The sequence below is a fragment of the Marinomonas sp. ATLA20 genome, from assembly GCF_057180105.1.
In genome coordinates, this window is record NZ_JBXUKU010000001.1 from 564,413 (window position 1) to 580,538 (window position 16,126).

At 45.0% G+C, this 16,126-nt stretch carries 18 protein-coding genes; 10 read left to right on the top strand and 8 right to left on the bottom strand.

The window, feature by feature from the left end:
• Positions 1 to 38: 38 nt before the first annotated feature.
• A complete protein-coding gene (locus tag AC2A4J_RS02495) occupies positions 39 to 647 on the bottom strand; it encodes a helix-turn-helix transcriptional regulator (protein ID WP_484174779.1) in 609 nt (202 codons plus the stop codon).
• Positions 648 to 874: 227 nt separating this feature from the next.
• Here AC2A4J_RS02495 and AC2A4J_RS02500 point away from each other — a divergent pair, with 227 nt between their 5' ends.
• On the top strand, positions 875 to 1,891 hold the full coding sequence (locus AC2A4J_RS02500) for an alpha/beta hydrolase family protein (protein ID WP_484174780.1): 1,017 nt from the start codon (positions 875 to 877) through the stop codon (positions 1,889 to 1,891).
• Here the strand turns inward: AC2A4J_RS02500 and AC2A4J_RS02505 are convergent.
• Positions 1,888 to 2,937 (bottom strand): helix-turn-helix domain-containing protein, encoded by a 1,050-nt coding sequence (locus tag AC2A4J_RS02505; RefSeq protein WP_484174781.1) that lies wholly within the window; start codon positions 2,935 to 2,937, stop codon positions 1,888 to 1,890. The genes AC2A4J_RS02500 and AC2A4J_RS02505 overlap by 4 nt on opposite strands.
• Positions 2,938 to 3,086: 149 nt before the next feature.
• On the opposite strand from AC2A4J_RS02505, the gene AC2A4J_RS02510 reads away from it, so the two are divergent.
• Positions 3,087 to 3,440, top strand: a complete 354-nt coding sequence (locus AC2A4J_RS02510; RefSeq protein ID WP_484174782.1) for a DUF805 domain-containing protein — start codon at positions 3,087 to 3,089, stop codon at positions 3,438 to 3,440.
• Positions 3,441 to 3,453: 13 nt separating this feature from the next.
• On the top strand, positions 3,454 to 4,029 hold the full coding sequence (locus AC2A4J_RS02515) for a hypothetical protein (protein WP_484174783.1): 576 nt from the start codon (positions 3,454 to 3,456) through the stop codon (positions 4,027 to 4,029).
• On the opposite strand, the gene AC2A4J_RS02520 is transcribed toward AC2A4J_RS02515, so the two are convergent.
• Positions 4,012 to 4,863 carry a LysR family transcriptional regulator gene (locus AC2A4J_RS02520; RefSeq protein ID WP_484174784.1) on the bottom strand — a complete coding sequence of 284 codons (852 nt, stop codon included), beginning with the start codon at positions 4,861 to 4,863 and terminating at the stop codon, positions 4,012 to 4,014. The two genes, AC2A4J_RS02515 and AC2A4J_RS02520, sit on opposite strands and share 18 nt — an antisense overlap.
• Before the next feature lie 160 nt (positions 4,864 to 5,023).
• Between AC2A4J_RS02520 and AC2A4J_RS02525 the strand changes: the two genes are divergently transcribed.
• The 3 genes from AC2A4J_RS02525 to AC2A4J_RS02535 all read left to right on the top strand — a co-directional run bounded on the left by AC2A4J_RS02525 (position 5,024) and on the right by AC2A4J_RS02535 (position 6,816).
• Positions 5,024 to 5,746: an HPP family protein gene (locus tag AC2A4J_RS02525; RefSeq protein WP_484174785.1), complete on the top strand. Its 723-nt coding sequence runs from the start codon at positions 5,024 to 5,026 to the stop codon at positions 5,744 to 5,746.
• Between the two features lie 107 nt (positions 5,747 to 5,853).
• Complete coding sequence (locus AC2A4J_RS02530; RefSeq protein ID WP_484174786.1) at positions 5,854 to 6,333, top strand: N-acetyltransferase family protein; 480 nt, start codon at positions 5,854 to 5,856, stop codon at positions 6,331 to 6,333.
• Positions 6,334 to 6,342: 9 nt separating this feature from the next.
• Positions 6,343 to 6,816, top strand: coding sequence for a GNAT family N-acetyltransferase (locus AC2A4J_RS02535; RefSeq protein ID WP_484174787.1), 474 nt, complete (start codon positions 6,343 to 6,345; stop codon positions 6,814 to 6,816).
• 79 nt (positions 6,817 to 6,895) lie between these two features.
• On the opposite strand, the gene AC2A4J_RS02540 is transcribed toward AC2A4J_RS02535, so the two are convergent.
• Positions 6,896 to 7,507, bottom strand: coding sequence for a TetR/AcrR family transcriptional regulator (locus AC2A4J_RS02540; RefSeq protein ID WP_484174788.1), 612 nt, complete (start codon positions 7,505 to 7,507; stop codon positions 6,896 to 6,898).
• A gap of 172 nt (positions 7,508 to 7,679) precedes the next feature.
• On the opposite strand from AC2A4J_RS02540, the gene AC2A4J_RS02545 reads away from it, so the two are divergent.
• Positions 7,680 to 8,894 carry an MFS transporter gene (locus AC2A4J_RS02545; protein ID WP_255827685.1) on the top strand — a complete coding sequence of 405 codons (1,215 nt, stop codon included), beginning with the start codon at positions 7,680 to 7,682 and terminating at the stop codon, positions 8,892 to 8,894.
• A 167-nt stretch (positions 8,895 to 9,061) separates the two neighbouring features.
• Here AC2A4J_RS02545 and AC2A4J_RS02550 read toward each other — a convergent pair whose 3' ends face one another.
• The 4 genes from AC2A4J_RS02550 to AC2A4J_RS02565 are packed head-to-tail and all read right to left on the bottom strand — an operon-like array spanning position 9,062 to position 11,940.
• Positions 9,062 to 9,790, bottom strand: coding sequence for an amino acid ABC transporter ATP-binding protein (locus AC2A4J_RS02550; protein WP_484174789.1), 729 nt, complete (start codon positions 9,788 to 9,790; stop codon positions 9,062 to 9,064).
• The gene (locus AC2A4J_RS02555; protein ID WP_484174790.1) at positions 9,777 to 10,427 is read right to left on the bottom strand and encodes an amino acid ABC transporter permease; all 651 of its coding nucleotides are present in this window, start codon (positions 10,425 to 10,427) and stop codon (positions 9,777 to 9,779) included. Before AC2A4J_RS02555 ends, AC2A4J_RS02550 begins: the two co-directional genes overlap by 14 nt.
• A 48-nt stretch (positions 10,428 to 10,475) precedes the next feature.
• A complete protein-coding gene (locus AC2A4J_RS02560; RefSeq protein WP_484174791.1) occupies positions 10,476 to 11,138 on the bottom strand; it encodes an amino acid ABC transporter permease in 663 nt (220 codons plus the stop codon).
• Between the two features lie 10 nt (positions 11,139 to 11,148).
• The gene (locus AC2A4J_RS02565; RefSeq protein ID WP_484174792.1) at positions 11,149 to 11,940 is read right to left on the bottom strand and encodes a transporter substrate-binding domain-containing protein; all 792 of its coding nucleotides are present in this window, start codon (positions 11,938 to 11,940) and stop codon (positions 11,149 to 11,151) included.
• 333 nt (positions 11,941 to 12,273) lie between these two features.
• On the opposite strand from AC2A4J_RS02565, the gene AC2A4J_RS02570 reads away from it, so the two are divergent.
• From AC2A4J_RS02570 to AC2A4J_RS02580, 3 genes are all read left to right on the top strand, one after another.
• A complete protein-coding gene (locus AC2A4J_RS02570; RefSeq protein ID WP_484174793.1) occupies positions 12,274 to 13,092 on the top strand; it encodes a MurR/RpiR family transcriptional regulator in 819 nt (272 codons plus the stop codon).
• Positions 13,093 to 13,270: 178 nt separating this feature from the next.
• Positions 13,271 to 14,467 carry an amidase gene (locus AC2A4J_RS02575; RefSeq protein ID WP_484174794.1) on the top strand — a complete coding sequence of 399 codons (1,197 nt, stop codon included), beginning with the start codon at positions 13,271 to 13,273 and terminating at the stop codon, positions 14,465 to 14,467.
• Between the two features lie 4 nt (positions 14,468 to 14,471).
• Positions 14,472 to 16,067, top strand: a complete 1,596-nt coding sequence (locus AC2A4J_RS02580; protein ID WP_484174795.1) for a gamma-glutamyltransferase family protein — start codon at positions 14,472 to 14,474, stop codon at positions 16,065 to 16,067.
• Positions 16,068 to 16,126 lie beyond the last annotated feature (59 nt).

Genomic DNA, 16,126 nt, shown 5'->3' on the forward strand with positions numbered 1-16,126 from the left:
TATTTCACGGCAACGCATAGGCTTTTCATATAACAGAATTAATTGGTCAAAATAGCGGCCAACAATTGGCTGGAAGTCGGAACTAGGCCCACTTTGATTTCGAAAGGTTTGAACACCTTGTTGATGATTTCTGCCGTGTAATTACCTTTGTCGTTTTCGATTTCTGACAAGGTTTTACGAGAGACGCCACACAGTTTTGTGTAGGCGTCTTGTCTAATGCCTAGAACGTTAACACGTAATTCACGCAACGCAGCACCTTGCGTCATTTCATCCAACAATAAACGCTTGATGATCTGATTAATTGCAATTAACTGCTCTTCTTTTGTCATGGGTTCTAAGCTTTTTGATGCACGCTGACGTGGTGCATCACTGGGTGAAGCGTTTGACTCCTCAACAACCGCACTCGCCGTCGTCGCTGTCTTTTTTAACGGCACGATGGGTTCATTAACGGCTTCTACGACTTCCGATGTTTCCACGACTTTATTTACAGCCTCGACTGGCGCCTTGGCTTTTGCTTCTTTTTTAGCTTTCGCCTGCTTCTTTACTTCCAATTTGTCTTGTTTTTTCTTCTTAAGCTCATTCTTTTTTGACTTTGTTTTATGCTTCTTCATTGGTTGAGCGCTGTCTAATTGTCCTTTCATCTTCATTTTTCGTCTCCGTAGGCTTTAGATAAAGCATAGTTGATAGAGTTAATAAAGTGAGAGTACAGAGCTAATATGACAGATAAGTAACAATAATAAATGAAGTGATTTTATTTTAAGGGGCTGGGTATTTTTTGAATTTATAACGTCCTTAATCCTGTTTTAGGACGCTTTACCAATGTTTTCCTTTCATAGTGACTTCTTTTAAAAGCACTTTGAAAGGAAATATCTCCATGAAACGATTTGCGTGTTTTGTTTTATTGGTCATCAGTTGGGCGGCGAATGCTTCTGCGTATTCGGTGGGTTTTGATCAGGTTCAGTTATACACAGACAGTAATAGACCGTTAAAAGCCAGTGTTTGGTATCCATCACAGACGACCTTTCCTACTGAAAGAATTGCGGAAAACGCGGCGTTTTTGGGAACTAATGTAGTACGAGTGGGAACGCCTTTGGCGGGTAAGTTTCCGCTGGTAGTGATTTCCCATGGTTATCGTGGCAATTGGCGTAATCAGAATTGGCTTGCAACGAAATTGGCACAAGATGGTTATGTCGTGGCGTCACTTGATCATCCTGGAACCACGTCGTTTGATCATTCTGCACAAGCGGCGGCTCAGTGGTGGCAGCGCGCAGGTGATTTATCGCGTTTGTTGGATTGGTTGTTGGACGAGTCTTACCTAGTGCCAACTATCGATGCGAACGATGTCACTGCTGTTGGTCACTCACTAGGCGGCTGGACCGTGATGCTGCTAGCAGGCGCGCAATTTGATCGTGATCAGCTGAAGCAAGAATGCAGCCTGAAAGCGAGTCCTCGTGTGTGTGGTTTAGCGCCTGAATTGGGCTTGGATAAACCGCAAGTCGGCGAACCGAATGGCAGCTTACAAGACACGCGAATCAAGCGAGTGGTTTCATTGGATTTAGGTTTAGCGCGTAGCTTTTCCCGCCAGAGCTTACAGAGTTTAACCACTCCAACTTTAATCCTTGCGGCCGATGTCGATATTGGTGATTTACCCCAAGCGGAAGAGTCTGGCTTTCTCGCCCAATATATCTCCAAAAATAAGCGTCAATACATTGTCTACCCAGACGCCGCGCACTTTAGCTTTATGCAGCTTTGTAAGCCCGGTGCCATTGATTTGATCGAAGAGGAAAATCCAGGCGATGGCATTGTTTGCCAAGACGGCAATGATAGGTCACGAGATGAACTTCATCAGGTGATGTATCAAGACATCATTCGATTTATCCAGGATTCTTAACTCTTCATGTTAGCGCGCCGAAAGGCGCTCGGTGTTTGTTGTGTCACGCGCGAAAACTCTCGATGGAAGTTAGACTTCGTTTGAAAGCCAGAATCCATATAAATCTGGGTAATGGCTTTGTCGGTGGATAGCAGCAGTGCTTTGGCGCGTTCAATACGGTATTCATTCACTACTTGTGAAATGTTGCGACCGTAAACTTGATTGATGGCAGCGGAGATTTGACGCGCTGGAATACAGGCTTTTCTAGCGAGTCTATCAAGCGTTAGGTCTGGGTCGAGAAACACTTCTTTGGTACTCAGCAACACATCTATTTTGTGAATGATGTCTTTCACCTCATCGTCGGTTAACGGATGCTGAGGTTTGTCTTTTGACTCTTCTATAAGGTCTGTTTGTTCATTGTTGCTTGGCGAGTCATGGATATTGGGCGCGATACTTAGGCTCATCATAATAACGGCAACCGACAGCATGGGCAGTAATATCGCATGGCCAATAGCGAGAATAATCAGTGCATGCTCGCCAGCAAAAAAAGAAAAATCGACGGCTAAAGCACCATCAATCATGGCAGACATTAATAGAATAGCGCCGGCGATTCGTTCGGCTTTTAAGGCGTTATCGATGTCGGATAAGCGCACTTGTTCAGGTAGGTTTGATGTTTTAAATGAGGCGCGAATCAATGCAATGCCATAGCCCACATAAAGCAGCGTTAACATTGGGTCTAAAGGTGGTCGCCAGAATGGATAGCTGAAAGACGCCAAGGTAACAAAAATAGGTGGTAAAAAATGCCAAACTTTAAACTTATGGCGCTTATGAGCGCTTGAAAAACAGTACCAAGCGGTAACGGGAATACAAGAGGCCAGGATAGGTTGGATCAGACGAAATAGTGAATAATCAAAACTCCAACGCAAACCAACGACGGTCGTTGTTAGCGCACACAAAGCAATAAAAACAAACGCTGATGGTGTGGTTTCTTCGCGACGAAAAAACAAGACGCCAGCCAAAATAGCTAACAGCAAGGCAACCACAAAAGGTAAGGGAATAGCGATCATTTTGGCTCCATCTTTTATCACTCAGATCTTTATTATGTCCTAGATCCTTATCAAGCACGTCCTTAAACCTGATTTAGGACGCGAATCTTTCTTTCGCAACGTACTTTTAAGCCTTCAATAACTCTTTGGGTTAATCAAAGGAGAAAAGTATGGACTGGTATTTTGATGCGTGGAAGCGTTATGCGCAATTTTCTGGACGAGCATCGCTAAAAGCATTTTGGATGTTCTTCTTGGTGAACTGTTTGATCTCGGTTGTGTTTGTTGTGTTGGAAATAGTCTTTCAATCGACATGGAAAATAGAGGCGCTTTATAGCTTGTTAGTTTTTTTACCCATGCTGTCTTTGACTGTACGTAGATTACATGACACCAACCGTTCCGCTTGGTGGTTGCTGGTGGTTTTGGTGCCTGCGATAGGCATGCTTGTTTTGCTGATGTTATTGGCCTTACCAAGTGAGCCTGACAGCGATTTTGGACATTATCCACAAAATAACGCCTTGCTATAAACAGGAGCCAAACATGAAAGATGTTAATAACTTACCCCACTTATCCACCATGTTATGCTCAATTTTGCTACTTTTGTCGGTTTCTGCTTGCAGTAGTGAAGCAAAAACCACGAATGAAAGTAACTTAGCATTTTCAGATGACGTAAAAGCCGTGGTCTACATAGAGTCGCCGAAAGTTGGGACTTTATTACAGCTGCGAGGCATCGCAGGAAAAGGCGTGTTGATTGCCAAAAAAGACAATCGGCAAGAAGAGCAAACAACTTGTGTTTCTTCATCGATTCGGTTCGCTGCGGGTGATTTTGGCGGTGGCAGCATTGGGATTCAGTCAGCAGAGCCCATTCGACTGCTTATTTACTCCGATAAGGTCGCAGAAAAATTGGTGAGAGGAGATGAAGTCGTCAGCGAGCATTATGTTATTACCGATCAAAACGATGCCCGACTTGGCGACATCAAAATCGAATCTGGTTTAACGCTCAGTTATGGCTTTGTTCTTAACCCCGGCGAATGGTCTTGGTCGTCAGTATTTGGCTTGGATCACCACGATGTGAATTGTAGTCTTAATAGCAATGCGTTAAATCGCCCAACTTGAGACGTTTTTCATACTGTCTAACAGTATCTTTTTTGCCTGTTCGAAGCCGTCAGGCAACGTATTGTTTTTGTGAGATACAAGGTAAATGGGATAAGTAAATTCTGCCGCGCCTTTTACCTTGTGCAACCGTCCTTCTTGCAAATATCGATCAACCACTCGTGTGCGGAAATAGCCGTTTCCGCCTTTCGCTAACATGTATTTGAGCGCCATAGGGCCAAGCGAAAATTGCATCGCTGCTCGGCGGTTAAAAGGGACACAACGATCAAACTGCAGGGTGAATTCTTCTCCCCATTCAATGAATAAATCTGGCGTTTTTCGCTGTTTGGAGACGACGTGAATGAGCTTTTCCTCAATGATCTGTTCGACGATTAAACCGGGTAAATAGCGTGGACTATGAACAATAATGGCATCTACTTCTTGTTTCTGAAGGGATTGATACAAACTGTCAGTTGTCGTCACTTGGCTGTTGATGACTAAATGAGGCATGTCGTCACTCATTGCCAGTAGCCAGTCGATGAGAATCGGGTTCCACAGGCTAATTTCGCCACCAATCCTCAAAGTCTGCTGAGCCTGATAATCTGAAATGCCGCAAAGCTGCTTTGCCTGCTCCCAAGCTTCCAGCATATTTTTCGCCGGGGACACGAAGGCTTCACCACTTTTGGTCAGCTTAGCGCCGGCTCTATTTCGTACAAATAATCGACAATTTAACGCTGATTCTAGTGCTTGTACACGGGCGGTCACTGTGGTTTGAGTAACATGAAGGCGTTCTGCTGCACGGGCAAAGGTGCCAGCATGAATAATTTCGAGAAAGGTTCTGGCTTGTTCAATATCCATTTCAATTTTAAATGCAATTATATTGCATTTAAACCTCATTTAAATTCGTTATACATGAGGCTATTTTAATCACTAAAATGGCGCCGTTACTAGGAAAACACTACAGATTGCTTTAGTTGTTTGAAATCGTTATTTACTTTTGTAAGGCCTCATTGAATAAATGTTCCTCTCATTTTGTCGTAATACTGCTCATTTCATTGGTATTGAAACCAATAAAACCTCCCACTTTGAACGCTTTTTATCAGGTATTACGGCTTGTCTCGCATTAGTTAGTGTTTACTATTTATCGAGTTTGTTTTTATCTCTACCGGATTCATTATTGGTGGTCGCTTCTATTGGGGCCAGTGCAGTTTTGTTGTTCGCCATTCCTCATGGTGCTTTGTCTCAACCGTGGCCCTTTGTTACTGGGCATCTAATATCAGCGCTTATTGGTATTGGTTTTTATCAGGTGTTCGGAGCGTCTTTTGTGACGGGGGCGGCCGCGGTTGGCGTGTCTATTATCGGTATGCATTACCTGCGTTGCTTGCACCCGCCAGGCGGGTCGACCGCACTATCGTGTGTTATCGGTGGTAGCAGCATACATGCGATGGGATTTGAATTTTTACTGTATCCGCTATTGATCAATCTATTAGCGATGCTGGTGTTCGCTTTCATCATCAACAATGGCTTTCATTGGCGACGTTATCCCGCTTCTTTAAATGTTTCGCTCCATCAAGAAATCCATGAACAGCACCTGATTGAAATGGAAGACCTTTATCACGTGCTAGAGCAGGAAGACATTTTTATCGACGTGAGTGCAGAAGAGCTTATGCATATCTTCAACACGGCCAGAGAGCACGCAAAAGAGCGCCATAAAAGACGTGTAGCGAAATTGTCGAGATAGGGCGCTATAGCTCTTATTGATTCATTTCGAGATTGATATCTAATGCAAAAGAGCTAACATGTTTTCGCATATTTATTATTATGTCAGACGTTTAAAAAGGAGTTTTTATGACAGTGTTAATACGCGAAGCCAAACGAGAAGATTCAAGTACCATTCTTAAATTTGTTAAAGAACTGGCCGCTTACGAAAAAGCAGAGCATGAAGTCTTGGCCACTGAGCAGATGATTGAAGACTCTATTTTTTCAGAGCACTCGTCTACCAAAGCGCTCATTTGTGAGAAAGGTGGCAATCCAATTGGCTTTGCCGTGTACTTTTTTAACTATTCCACATGGCTAGGAAAGCATGGTCTATATCTTGAAGACTTGTTTGTGTCACCGTCGGAACGAGGCAGTGGCGCAGGCAAAGCATTATTAAAGCATTTGGCAGGAATTGCCGTTGCGAATGACTGTGGAAGGTTTGAATGGAATGTTTTGGATTGGAATAAACCCGCCATCGACTTCTATGAATCACTAGGTGCAAAGCCTAAGAGTGAATGGCTGGGTTATCAGTTAACGGGTGAGCATCTGACGGCTCTGGCGGATTCTTAAGAGTAGGGTATGGATATTAGGTTTGAACCGATTGATATCGATACACACTTTTCTCAATGTGTGGCATTTAGACGGGATGCTTACTTATGCAGCTTCGGAACGGATGTTGGTTTTGAAGATTCAATCATTGGCTACGAAGCTCTGTTACGACAAAACACGTTAGAAAAAGGTTGGTATTACTTTCATATCTGGCACGAAAGTCAGCTTATCGGTCAGTTGGAGTTTCGATCTTTTTCTAGGTCTGTTGATACTGGTTATGTTCAATTAATCTATTTGATTCCCGAATATCGAAGTTTAGGCTTAGGAGACAAACTGCAAGAATTTATCTGTGTTCAATTGATAGAAGCTGGTTGTACAAAAGCAATGCTTTGCGTGAGTAGGATTAATGAACGTGCATTGCGTCATTATACACGCTCAGGTTGGACGTATTTATTCCCTAACCCTAAAGGTAAAAACATGGATTTTTATCAACTTGGTTTGTAGGGACTGGGATTAGAGACTCTAGTTACCCGATTAAAGCACTTAGCTGGGATTGTAAGCGCTCTTTATCGAATGATACATTCTATTTGGGCTGACACACTTCGATATTCCATAGTTTCATTAATTCAGTAATGGAAGCGTCGAGGTCCGAGGCATCCACTCCATCTCTAGCTAGTATCGATACACCAAGCAGGAAACTATTGAAGGAAATTCCCATAGACTTAGCGTTCGCTTTTTTGGACAGCTCTCCCATAGCGATTGCGCGTTCTACGCATCGCACAAAGCCTTGAAGCGTTCGTGAACGCGAGGCAGTAAGTGGTTCAACAACGTGAGTAAGCTCTGGCGTGGGTGCGCTCATTGTCCCCAAAGACACCATACATCCCTTGGGATGTCCTGATTCACATTGCATTTTTGTCGAGCGACGGAGCGCAAGCTCAACAGCGTCTCTGGGTGGAATCTCGTCGTCCCATAGGGAGTCTGTTACGCATGCATAAGTCTCTAAATAACACTGTACAGCTTCATTGAATAATTCCTCTTTAGAACCGAATGCTGCGTAAAAGCTGGGTGTAGAAATCCCTCCACCAATATTAGCCTTTAGTTGGCTTAGAGAAGTCATTTCGTAGCCATGTTCCCAGAAAAGATGCATAGCTTGCACAACTGCTTTCTGGCGATCAAATGTTCTAGGTCTGCCCATTTTTGCCATTTCTTTCTCCATTTCTTTTATGACTTATATACTACTTGATACATAAGTTATTGACAATATTAGGTGCTTTGTCATACATTTGTATCGATCGATCTATAAGTCGTCACGGAGACACATAAGTGCCAACGTGTAACCCACCAAATTTTTAAAGGACAGTTTTTTTGTGAATAATTCTCTCAATAAAGCAAATGCGGGAGATCCAGATCGCTTACCTATGTCGGCACTGCTTGCATTGGCCATGACCGGATTCATTTGTATCGTCACTGAGACATTGCCTGCGGGGCTGCTGTCTCAGATCAGTGCAGGTCTGGAAATAAGCCAAGCTATGGCAGGTCAAATGGTAACTGCATATGCGTTGGGGTCGTTGCTTGCGGCCATTCCATTGACAATTGCGACACGTGGCTGGAAGCGGCGTAACGTTCTGCTGCTGACCATCTTCGGTTTCTTCGTTTTCAACTCGGTTACCGCTTTATCAAGCAACTATGTTCTAACATTGGTTGCTCGTTTCTTCGCGGGTGTTGCAGCTGGACTTGCTTGGAGTCTATTAGCTGGTTATGCGCGCCGTATGGTCCAGCCCCATCAGCAAGGCCGTGCAATGGCTGTCGCCATGGTCGGTATCCCTCTTGCTTTGTCTTTGGGTGTACCTCTTGGCACATTTATGGGCGCTACTATCGGTTGGCAAACTGCATTTGGCGTTATGTCAGGTTTGGCACTTGTCTTGATCGTCTGGGTGATAGCGAAGGTTCCTGACTATCCGGGACAGTCTGCTCACGAGCGCTTACCGTTGAAGAAAGTCTTCATGAGTCCCGGAGTACGACCAGTACTCTGCGTGGTTATGACATGGATGTTAGCCCACAATATTCTCTATACCTATATTGCCCCGTTTGTTGAGCAAGCAGGGCTTGGAGAACGAATAGACTTGGTTCTACTTACCTTTGGTCTTGCGGCCCTTGTCGGTATTTGGTTTGCAGGCATGCTGGTGGACCGCTATTTACGTACTACCGTTCTAACAAGTCTTTTAGCATTCGCTTTAATTGCTTTGATATTTGGATTTGGTGCTCAATCTCCAGAAATTATCTATATCGGTGTCGCAGTATGGGGCATCACTTTTGGAGGCGCATCCACCTTATTGCAAACCGCATTGGCCGATGCTGCAGGTAATGGTGCTGATGTGGCGCTTTCTATGAATGTTGTTGCATGGAATTCAGCTATTGCCTGCGGAGGTATCCTTGGCGGGATACTGCTTGATTCAGTAGGTGTTAGCTCTTTCCCTTGGTCTCTGTTGGCCTTACTTTCAATCGCATTTTTAATAGCTTGGTCATATCATTCGCATGCCTTTAAATCTGGGGCGCGTATTGGTGGAAGGTCGGCCGTTTAACATTGATTGAAAAATGTCTGATTAAGTAGGCCTAACAATCTAAGGACGTTTGACTAAGTATCATTATTTTCGCGAGCTCTTTGTAGCATCCGAAGGTTTGTATTACTTCGTTTTGTAAAACCACACTCACACTTTGGAGTGTGGTTTTACTTAGCTATCAACGATAGTTAAAGCACTGCCCCAATAAACTGCTTCAATTCATCGGTTTGTGGGTTGGACAAGATGGTTTTTGGATCGCCTTGTTCCCAGACTTTGCCTTGGTGCATGAAGACGACTCGGCTGCCGACGTCGCGGGCGAAGTTCATTTCATGAGTAACTAGAACCAAGGTGATGCCTTCTTTGGCTAGTTGCTCTAGTACCTTTAATACTTCGCCGACCAATTCTGGGTCGAGGGCCGAGGTGATTTCATCACACAGCAATACCTTGGGTGACATGGCTAATGCACGGGCAATGGCAACACGTTGTTGCTGGCCGCCAGATAACTTTTCTGGGAAACTGTCGAATTTTTCTGCCAGTCCCACTTTTTCCAACATGGCGCGAGCCGTTGCTTCGGCCTCGGCTTTGCTTTTCTTCAACACAATCGTCGGCGCGAGCATGACGTTTTCGCCCACTGTCATATGCGGGAAAAGGTTGAAGTTTTGGAAGATCATTCCAACGCTAAGCGCAAGACGACGAACCTGAATGTCTTCTGTGGTGACTTCTTTACCGTCAACGGTAATGCCGCCTTCTTGGTATTGTTCTAAGCCATTGATACAGCGCAGTAGAGTACTTTTGCCAGAACCACTTTTGCCAATAATAGAAACCACTTCGCCAGCTTTGATGTCTAGATCAATGCCTTTCAGCACATGATTATCGCCATAGTATTTATGGACTTGATGTAGGTTAACGAGAGACATTGAATTTTTTCTCCAGATGCTTGCTGTACAAAGACAGTGGATAACAGAGCATGAAATAAATCAGCGCAACTAAGGTGAATATTTTGAACGGCTCAAAAGTAGCGTTATTTAACATGGTGCCGACTTTGGTCAGTTCGACAAAACCAATCACCGATGCCAACGCGGTACCTTTAATCACCTGTACTGAAAAGCCGACTGTCGGTGCGGTTGCCACGCGAATCGCTTGCGGTAAGATAATATGTCTTAGGGTTTGTAAGAAGCTCAAACCCAAACAGCGGCTGGCTTCCCATTGTCCTTTAGGGAGCGTGTCGATACAGCCACGCCAGATTTCAACCAAGAAGGCGCTGGTAAAAAACGTCAGTGACAAAATCGCTGCGCTCCACGCGGAGATTTCGTAACCCAGCATAGACAAGCCAAAGAAGCACAAGAACATTTGCATCAATAATGGCGTACCTTGAAAGAGTTCCACATAAATTTTTACGATGCGCTGCATTATTGGGTTACGTGTCAAACGCATGGCGGTTAATGCCAATGCGACCGTGGTACCGCCGATAAACGCGGCGAGTGATAATAAAATCGTCCATTGTGTCGCAAACAATAGATTGCGCAGAATGTCGTAGTTAGAAAATTCGATCATTGAGTATTCCTCATTTTGCTTTTCATCCCCTTTCTTTTAAAGAATGCCTTAATCGGCTGAACGATAAGCAAATAGGCGTTTTCCTAAAGCGTTGAAAGCAAATCTCAACAAAATAGACAATCCAAGGTACATCAAGGCGGTCACCAAGTAGCTTTCAAAAGCTCGGAAGTTACGTGATTGCACAAGGTTGGCTGCGTAGGTTAAGTCTTGCACCGAGATCTGAGAGATCACCGCAGACCCCAGCATGACGATAATGCATTGGCTGGTAAGTGCCGGATAAATTTTTTCAAATGCCGGAATAAAGATCACGCGCGTCAGTGTTTGGCGAAAGTTCAATCCCAACACTTTTGCTGCTTCTATTTGACCTTTTGAAATGCTGGCAAGACCTGCACGAATGATTTCTGTGTTGTATGCGCCAAGATTGATAGTCAGAGCAATCATGCTGGCTTCCCATGGCGACAACATCATGCCAATAGCAGGGAGACCAAAGAAGATAAAAAACAATTGAACAATAAAGGGCGTATTACGGATCAGTTCCACGTACACACTCACGACTCGTTGACTGGCTCGATTGCCATATTGGCGTACGGTCGCGCAGACCGTACCCAATACCACGCCCAAGATCGTTGTCAGTACAGTGAGTTCAACCGTGGTTTTTAAACCGCTGAGAAACACGTCGCTGTATTGCAATAGATCAGAGAAATACAACATATCGAAAGCCTTATACGCCGAAGCCTTTAGGTAGTGGTGCTTTTAACCATTTCATCGAAATGTCGTTGAGTTCACCCGATGCCAAGGCGCCTTTGATCAGTTCGTTCACTTTAGCTTGCAGAGCCGTTTCGCCTTTTGCCATACCAATGTAGCAAGGGGAGTCTTTCAGCATGAATTTACTTTCTGGTGCGCGTTGTGGCTGACGTTTAGCAATTTCAGCGGCAACCAAGTTACCCGTAGCGATTAAGTTCACTTGACCTGATAGGTAAGCGGTTAGCGTGGTGTTGTTGTCTTCAAAGCGACGTACGTTAACGGATTCAGGTGCGTTTTTCTCAAGCTCTAAATCTTCTACAGAACCACGAGTAACGCCTACTGTTTTGTCTGCTAGCTGGCTGATTTTTGTCACGGCAACGTCTTTAGAGCCAAATACGCCTAAAAAGAAAGGTGCGTAAGGTGTAGAAAAATCGATGGCTTTTTGTCGCTCTGGGTTTTTACCAAGGCTAGAAATGACTAAATCTACTTTTTTCGTTTGTAGGTAAGGAATGCGGTTAGCGCTGGTCACTGGAACAATCTCAATCTTCACGCCCATTTCTTTCGCGATGTAATTCGCCATGTCTACATCGATACCTTGTGGCTTCAAATCTGTACCAATGGAACCAAATGGAGGGAAGTCTTGAGGAACTGCAATACGAATAAGGTTACGATCTTTTATATCCTGTAATACATCAGCCGTTGCGTTTAGTGCGCTAAAGCCCGCTGCAACGATCAATGCTTTGCCTAGTAGTTTGGTCAATCTTTTCATGAGGGGGATCCTATTTGTGTTTTGTGAATGCCTGAAACACAATTTGCAACACCCATGCCAATCTGAAACAAAAGTTTCTTAACTATTGATGTATGTAACAAAACACTGCAAGTCGAGTATGAAATCCATTATCGCAAAGTGTAATAACGACAAGACTTGCAATTAAATGGTGATATTTTGCGCACTAACATGGGGCGATGATGATTTTTTGGTGCGTGATTGCTTTTTTTAGAGATCAAATCGTACAACAAGGTCTTTAAGCAATAATCTAAGTTGGCAGCTCAACGATAATCAATTACCGTAGAGCAAAATATCCCGAATCGAGGTTAACCCGTGGCGACAAAGCAGGATGTGCTATCCCTGATCGAGCAGACTTACCCAACACTGTCTCCCTCAGCGCGATCCATAGCGAACTATTTACAACAGAATCCCTTGGCGATTGTGAGTCAAACGTCGGCCGAGATTGCTGAAAACACCAACACGTCAAAAGCGACCGTGAGTCGTTTCTTTCGCCAGCTTGGTTATGATTCGCAACAAGGCGCGAAGCAAGCGCAACTAGCTCTGCGCGAAAGTGGTGTACCAATATTCACTCAAGGCTCGTCTTTGGATCAAACCGCGCAAGAGCTAAAAAACTTGTCGTTAACCTTCGAAGGTTTACGACCAGACACTCTGAACGAGATCAGCGAACGCCTAGCCAAAGCAAGTCGAGTCACCTTGATCGGTTTTCGTAATGCTTATCCGTTGGCGTTGCATTTTCGTCAGCAGTTGCAACAAGTGCGTCATTCCGTGCGCTTATTGCCACAGCCTGGACAAACTTTGGGGGAAGACCTACACGATATTCTGGATGATGAAGTTGTTGTCTTACTGGGTTTTAGACGCCGCACTCGCCAATTCAAGCAAATCGTAGAAGCCTTGAAAGGCCGAAATACCATCTTGATTACCGATCCCACAGGGCAGGTTTATAACCAACAGGTATCTCACGTGCTGGTTTGTCACCTTGGTAACGAAAGTCCATTCGACAGCTACGCAGCGCCGATGAGCCTGATTTCTATGTTGTGCAATCGCGTGTTTGGTGTTCTAGGTGATGCGGCTAGCCGCCAGACGCAGGCGATTTCGGCGTTGTATGAAGATTTGGATGAGTTAGAACCTTAACGGTTACGACTACTGTAGCTCGTGACGTCGTATGTTGTGGCGTTTGAGTTTTATTTCTAAGAGAGAATACCCCCACACTGTTTGCGATACATTTTAGGAAATAATAGATTTATTTTTCGTTTCAGTTGACAGAGTGGTGAAACGATTGTTTCATATGTTCTACACAGGCGGAGGACATATGAAACATTTCATCGTACAAAATCCCTTTCTTAACTTAAGTGAAACGACTTGGAACGATAGTTCATCAGCGGATCCTACTTTGCCATTGAGTGGTTTGCGTTTGGCGGTGAAAGACTTGTTTCATATGGCAGAACTGCCGACTTCGGCAGGCAATCCGACTTGGCTGGCGACTCATCCTATCCCGACAAAAACGTCTTCCAGTGTTGCTGATTTACTGAGTGACGGCGCTATTTTTTGTGGAAAAACCATCACGGACGAGTTGGCTTACAGCCTTAATGGCCAAAATATTCACTACGGAACACCCTCAAATCCGGTGACACCTAATCGTCTCCCAGGCGGGTCGTCATCGGGTTCGGCGGTGGCTGTGTCATCCGACTTTGCTGATATAGGTTTGGGCACAGACACTGGCGGCTCGATTCGCGTGCCAGCAAGCTATAACGGTTTGTTTGGATTACGTCCGACTCATGGGGTGATTCCATCCGATAATATGGTCGCCCTTGCACCGTCTTTCGATACGGTAGGTTGGCTTACCAGAGACTTAGATGCGTTAGCAAAAACCGCCGCTACATTGCTGAAAAGAAAACCTTCTAAAGAATTTAATAACGTCTTGATTGCTAAGAATTTAATTGATCAAGTCGCTCACGTGGAAGAGCTACATAGTCAGCTTCAAATATGGCGTGAACAAGGTCGTTTTCCAAAAGAGTCGGCTGTCGTAATCGATACCAAAGTGTGGAAAACCAGCGAGACATTTCGAACCTTACAAGGTGCAGAAATTTGGCATGAACATGGTAAGTGGATAACAGAAGTCGGTGCTTTGGAAAACGGGAAAGCGGTATTTGCGCCAGACATCCAGTCGAGATTTGACTGGAGCCAAACCATTTCGTCAGCCGATGTTGCTGCTGCGAAACAACAAAGACAGCGTTTTACGGATTGGCTAGAAAGCGAAATCGAAGGATCGGTGCTTATTATCCCGACCACACCAGGGTTAGCGCCTTTATTTGATGCGGCCGATGACGAACTCGCGGCGTATCGTAATCAGTTAATGGATATTACCGCCATTGCTGGACTGGCTGGTCTGCCGCAATTGCATTTGCCGGTTTGTACCTTGCATGGTGCGCCATGTGGCTTATCTTTAGTGAGTTCAAAAGGTACAGATTTGGCGCTGATTGAATTCGCAAAAACCTTAATGGAGTAGCGTTATGAAAAAGAACGACATAGCGTTTACGGCGCCGCACTTTAAAGCCACAGAAACAGGGAGAAAAATCCTTGAACAAGGTGGCACAGCAATAGAAGCCATGGTGGCGGCAGCCGCGACGATTGCCGTGGTGTATCCACATATGAATGGCTTAGGTGGCGATGGCTTTTGGTTGATCAGCGAGCCGGGTAAAACACCAATCGGAATTGATGCTTCAGGTAAAGCGGCGGAACTGGCGACACTGGATTTTTATAAAGGTCACGATAGCATTCCAGCACGTGGCGGCAAAGCGGCTGTGACCATGGCGGGCGCTGTTGCTGGTTGGCAAGAAGCGCTTGCTGTGAGCCAAACTTGGCAAGCCTCCTCCAACACACAAAACTTGCCGTTAACGACCTTGCTTAATGATGCGATTCAGTTAGCGAAAAACGGCAGCGCAGTGACAAAAACCTACGTCGATGCCAGTAAGAAAACCTTTGCCGACTTGGTAGACGTTCAGGGTTTTGCATCGTCGTTTTTAAAAAGTGGCAGCCTGTACGAACAGGGTGATAACTTGACCTTGCCAGTACTGGCACAAACGTTGGAACAGCTAGCTGAAAAAGGCTTAGACGATTTCTATCATGGCGACATTGCCGCGCGATTGGCGAAAGATTTAGCGAGTGCAGGTTCACCGATTCGCTTGGCGGATTTTCAGTCTTATCAAGCAAAACGCGTGACTCCTTTGCAGGTGAAAACCAGTGTGGGTTCGCTGTATAACTTGCCTGCGCCGACGCAAGGCATCGCGTCTTTATTGATTTTGGCCTTGTATGACAAGCTTTATACGCAAGGCAAAACCGCCACAGACATGGCGCATTTGTTAATCGAATGTACTAAACAGGCCTTTATCGCGCGTAATGAATTTGTTACCGACGAATCGCGTTTGGCAATGGATTTAGCGTCCTTGCTGGAAGAAAAACAGCTCGAAAAAATGTGTCACGAGATCGCTTTAGAGCGTGCGCAGCCTTGGCCTCATCAAGCCAAGCATGGCGACACTATTTGGATGGGCGCCTGTGACAGTGAAGGTCGCATGGTCAGTTATATTCAGAGCTTGTATTGGGAATTCGGTAGCGGTGTGGTGAGTCCTTCCACTGGCATTGTGTGGAACAATCGTGGTTCGTCGTTTTCGTTGGAAAAAGGTTCATTGCAAGAACTTGGACCAAATTTAAAACCTTTCCATACCTTGAATCCCGCGTTTGCTGAACTAAACGATGGCCGACGCATGAGTTACGGCACCATGGGCGGAGAAGGCCAGCCGCAGACTCAAGCTGCGTTATTTAGTCGTTATGTTTACCACAATATGCCGTTGGATAAAGCCATCAGCGAAGGTCGTTGGTTGCTCGGTCGAACATGGGGCGATGTCAGTCATAATTTGAAAATCGAGCGAGATTTTGCCGATGTCGTCGCCGAGGAATTGGTGCAACGTGGGCACGATTTAGTCATCGTTGAATCGTGCAATGAATTAATGGGTCACGCGGGTGCGGTGGTGCTTCATCAAGATGGGCACACCGACGCAGCAACAGATCCACGCAGTGATGGCTTGGCCATCGATAGCACTGATATTTAAAAGTAATGTTATTTAGAAACAGTCAGATTTAGTAACACTTTAGTTAGTAATTATCTCAT

What these genes read in the sequence shown, in the direction of transcription:
- AC2A4J_RS02495 (WP_484174779.1), bottom strand. Translation starts at nt 647, where the DNA reads ATGAAGATGAAAGGACAATTAGACAGCGCTCAACCAATGAAGAAGCAT.
- AC2A4J_RS02500 (WP_484174780.1), top strand. Translation starts at nt 875, where the DNA reads ATGAAACGATTTGCGTGTTTTGTTTTATTGGTCATCAGTTGGGCGGCG.
- AC2A4J_RS02505 (WP_484174781.1), bottom strand. Translation starts at nt 2,937, where the DNA reads ATGATCGCTATTCCCTTACCTTTTGTGGTTGCCTTGCTGTTAGCTATT.
- AC2A4J_RS02510 (WP_484174782.1), top strand. Translation starts at nt 3,087, where the DNA reads ATGGACTGGTATTTTGATGCGTGGAAGCGTTATGCGCAATTTTCTGGA.
- AC2A4J_RS02515 (WP_484174783.1), top strand. Translation starts at nt 3,454, where the DNA reads ATGAAAGATGTTAATAACTTACCCCACTTATCCACCATGTTATGCTCA.
- AC2A4J_RS02520 (WP_484174784.1), bottom strand. Translation starts at nt 4,863, where the DNA reads ATGGATATTGAACAAGCCAGAACCTTTCTCGAAATTATTCATGCTGGC.
- AC2A4J_RS02525 (WP_484174785.1), top strand. Translation starts at nt 5,024, where the DNA reads ATGTTCCTCTCATTTTGTCGTAATACTGCTCATTTCATTGGTATTGAA.
- AC2A4J_RS02530 (WP_484174786.1), top strand. Translation starts at nt 5,854, where the DNA reads ATGACAGTGTTAATACGCGAAGCCAAACGAGAAGATTCAAGTACCATT.
- AC2A4J_RS02535 (WP_484174787.1), top strand. Translation starts at nt 6,343, where the DNA reads ATGGATATTAGGTTTGAACCGATTGATATCGATACACACTTTTCTCAA.
- AC2A4J_RS02540 (WP_484174788.1), bottom strand. Translation starts at nt 7,507, where the DNA reads ATGGGCAGACCTAGAACATTTGATCGCCAGAAAGCAGTTGTGCAAGCT.
- AC2A4J_RS02550 (WP_484174789.1), bottom strand. Translation starts at nt 9,790, where the DNA reads ATGTCTCTCGTTAACCTACATCAAGTCCATAAATACTATGGCGATAAT.
- AC2A4J_RS02555 (WP_484174790.1), bottom strand. Translation starts at nt 10,427, where the DNA reads ATGATCGAATTTTCTAACTACGACATTCTGCGCAATCTATTGTTTGCG.
- AC2A4J_RS02560 (WP_484174791.1), bottom strand. Translation starts at nt 11,138, where the DNA reads ATGTTGTATTTCTCTGATCTATTGCAATACAGCGACGTGTTTCTCAGC.
- AC2A4J_RS02565 (WP_484174792.1), bottom strand. Translation starts at nt 11,940, where the DNA reads ATGAAAAGATTGACCAAACTACTAGGCAAAGCATTGATCGTTGCAGCG.
- AC2A4J_RS02575 (WP_484174794.1), top strand. Translation starts at nt 13,271, where the DNA reads ATGAAACATTTCATCGTACAAAATCCCTTTCTTAACTTAAGTGAAACG.
- AC2A4J_RS02580 (WP_484174795.1), top strand. Translation starts at nt 14,472, where the DNA reads ATGAAAAAGAACGACATAGCGTTTACGGCGCCGCACTTTAAAGCCACA.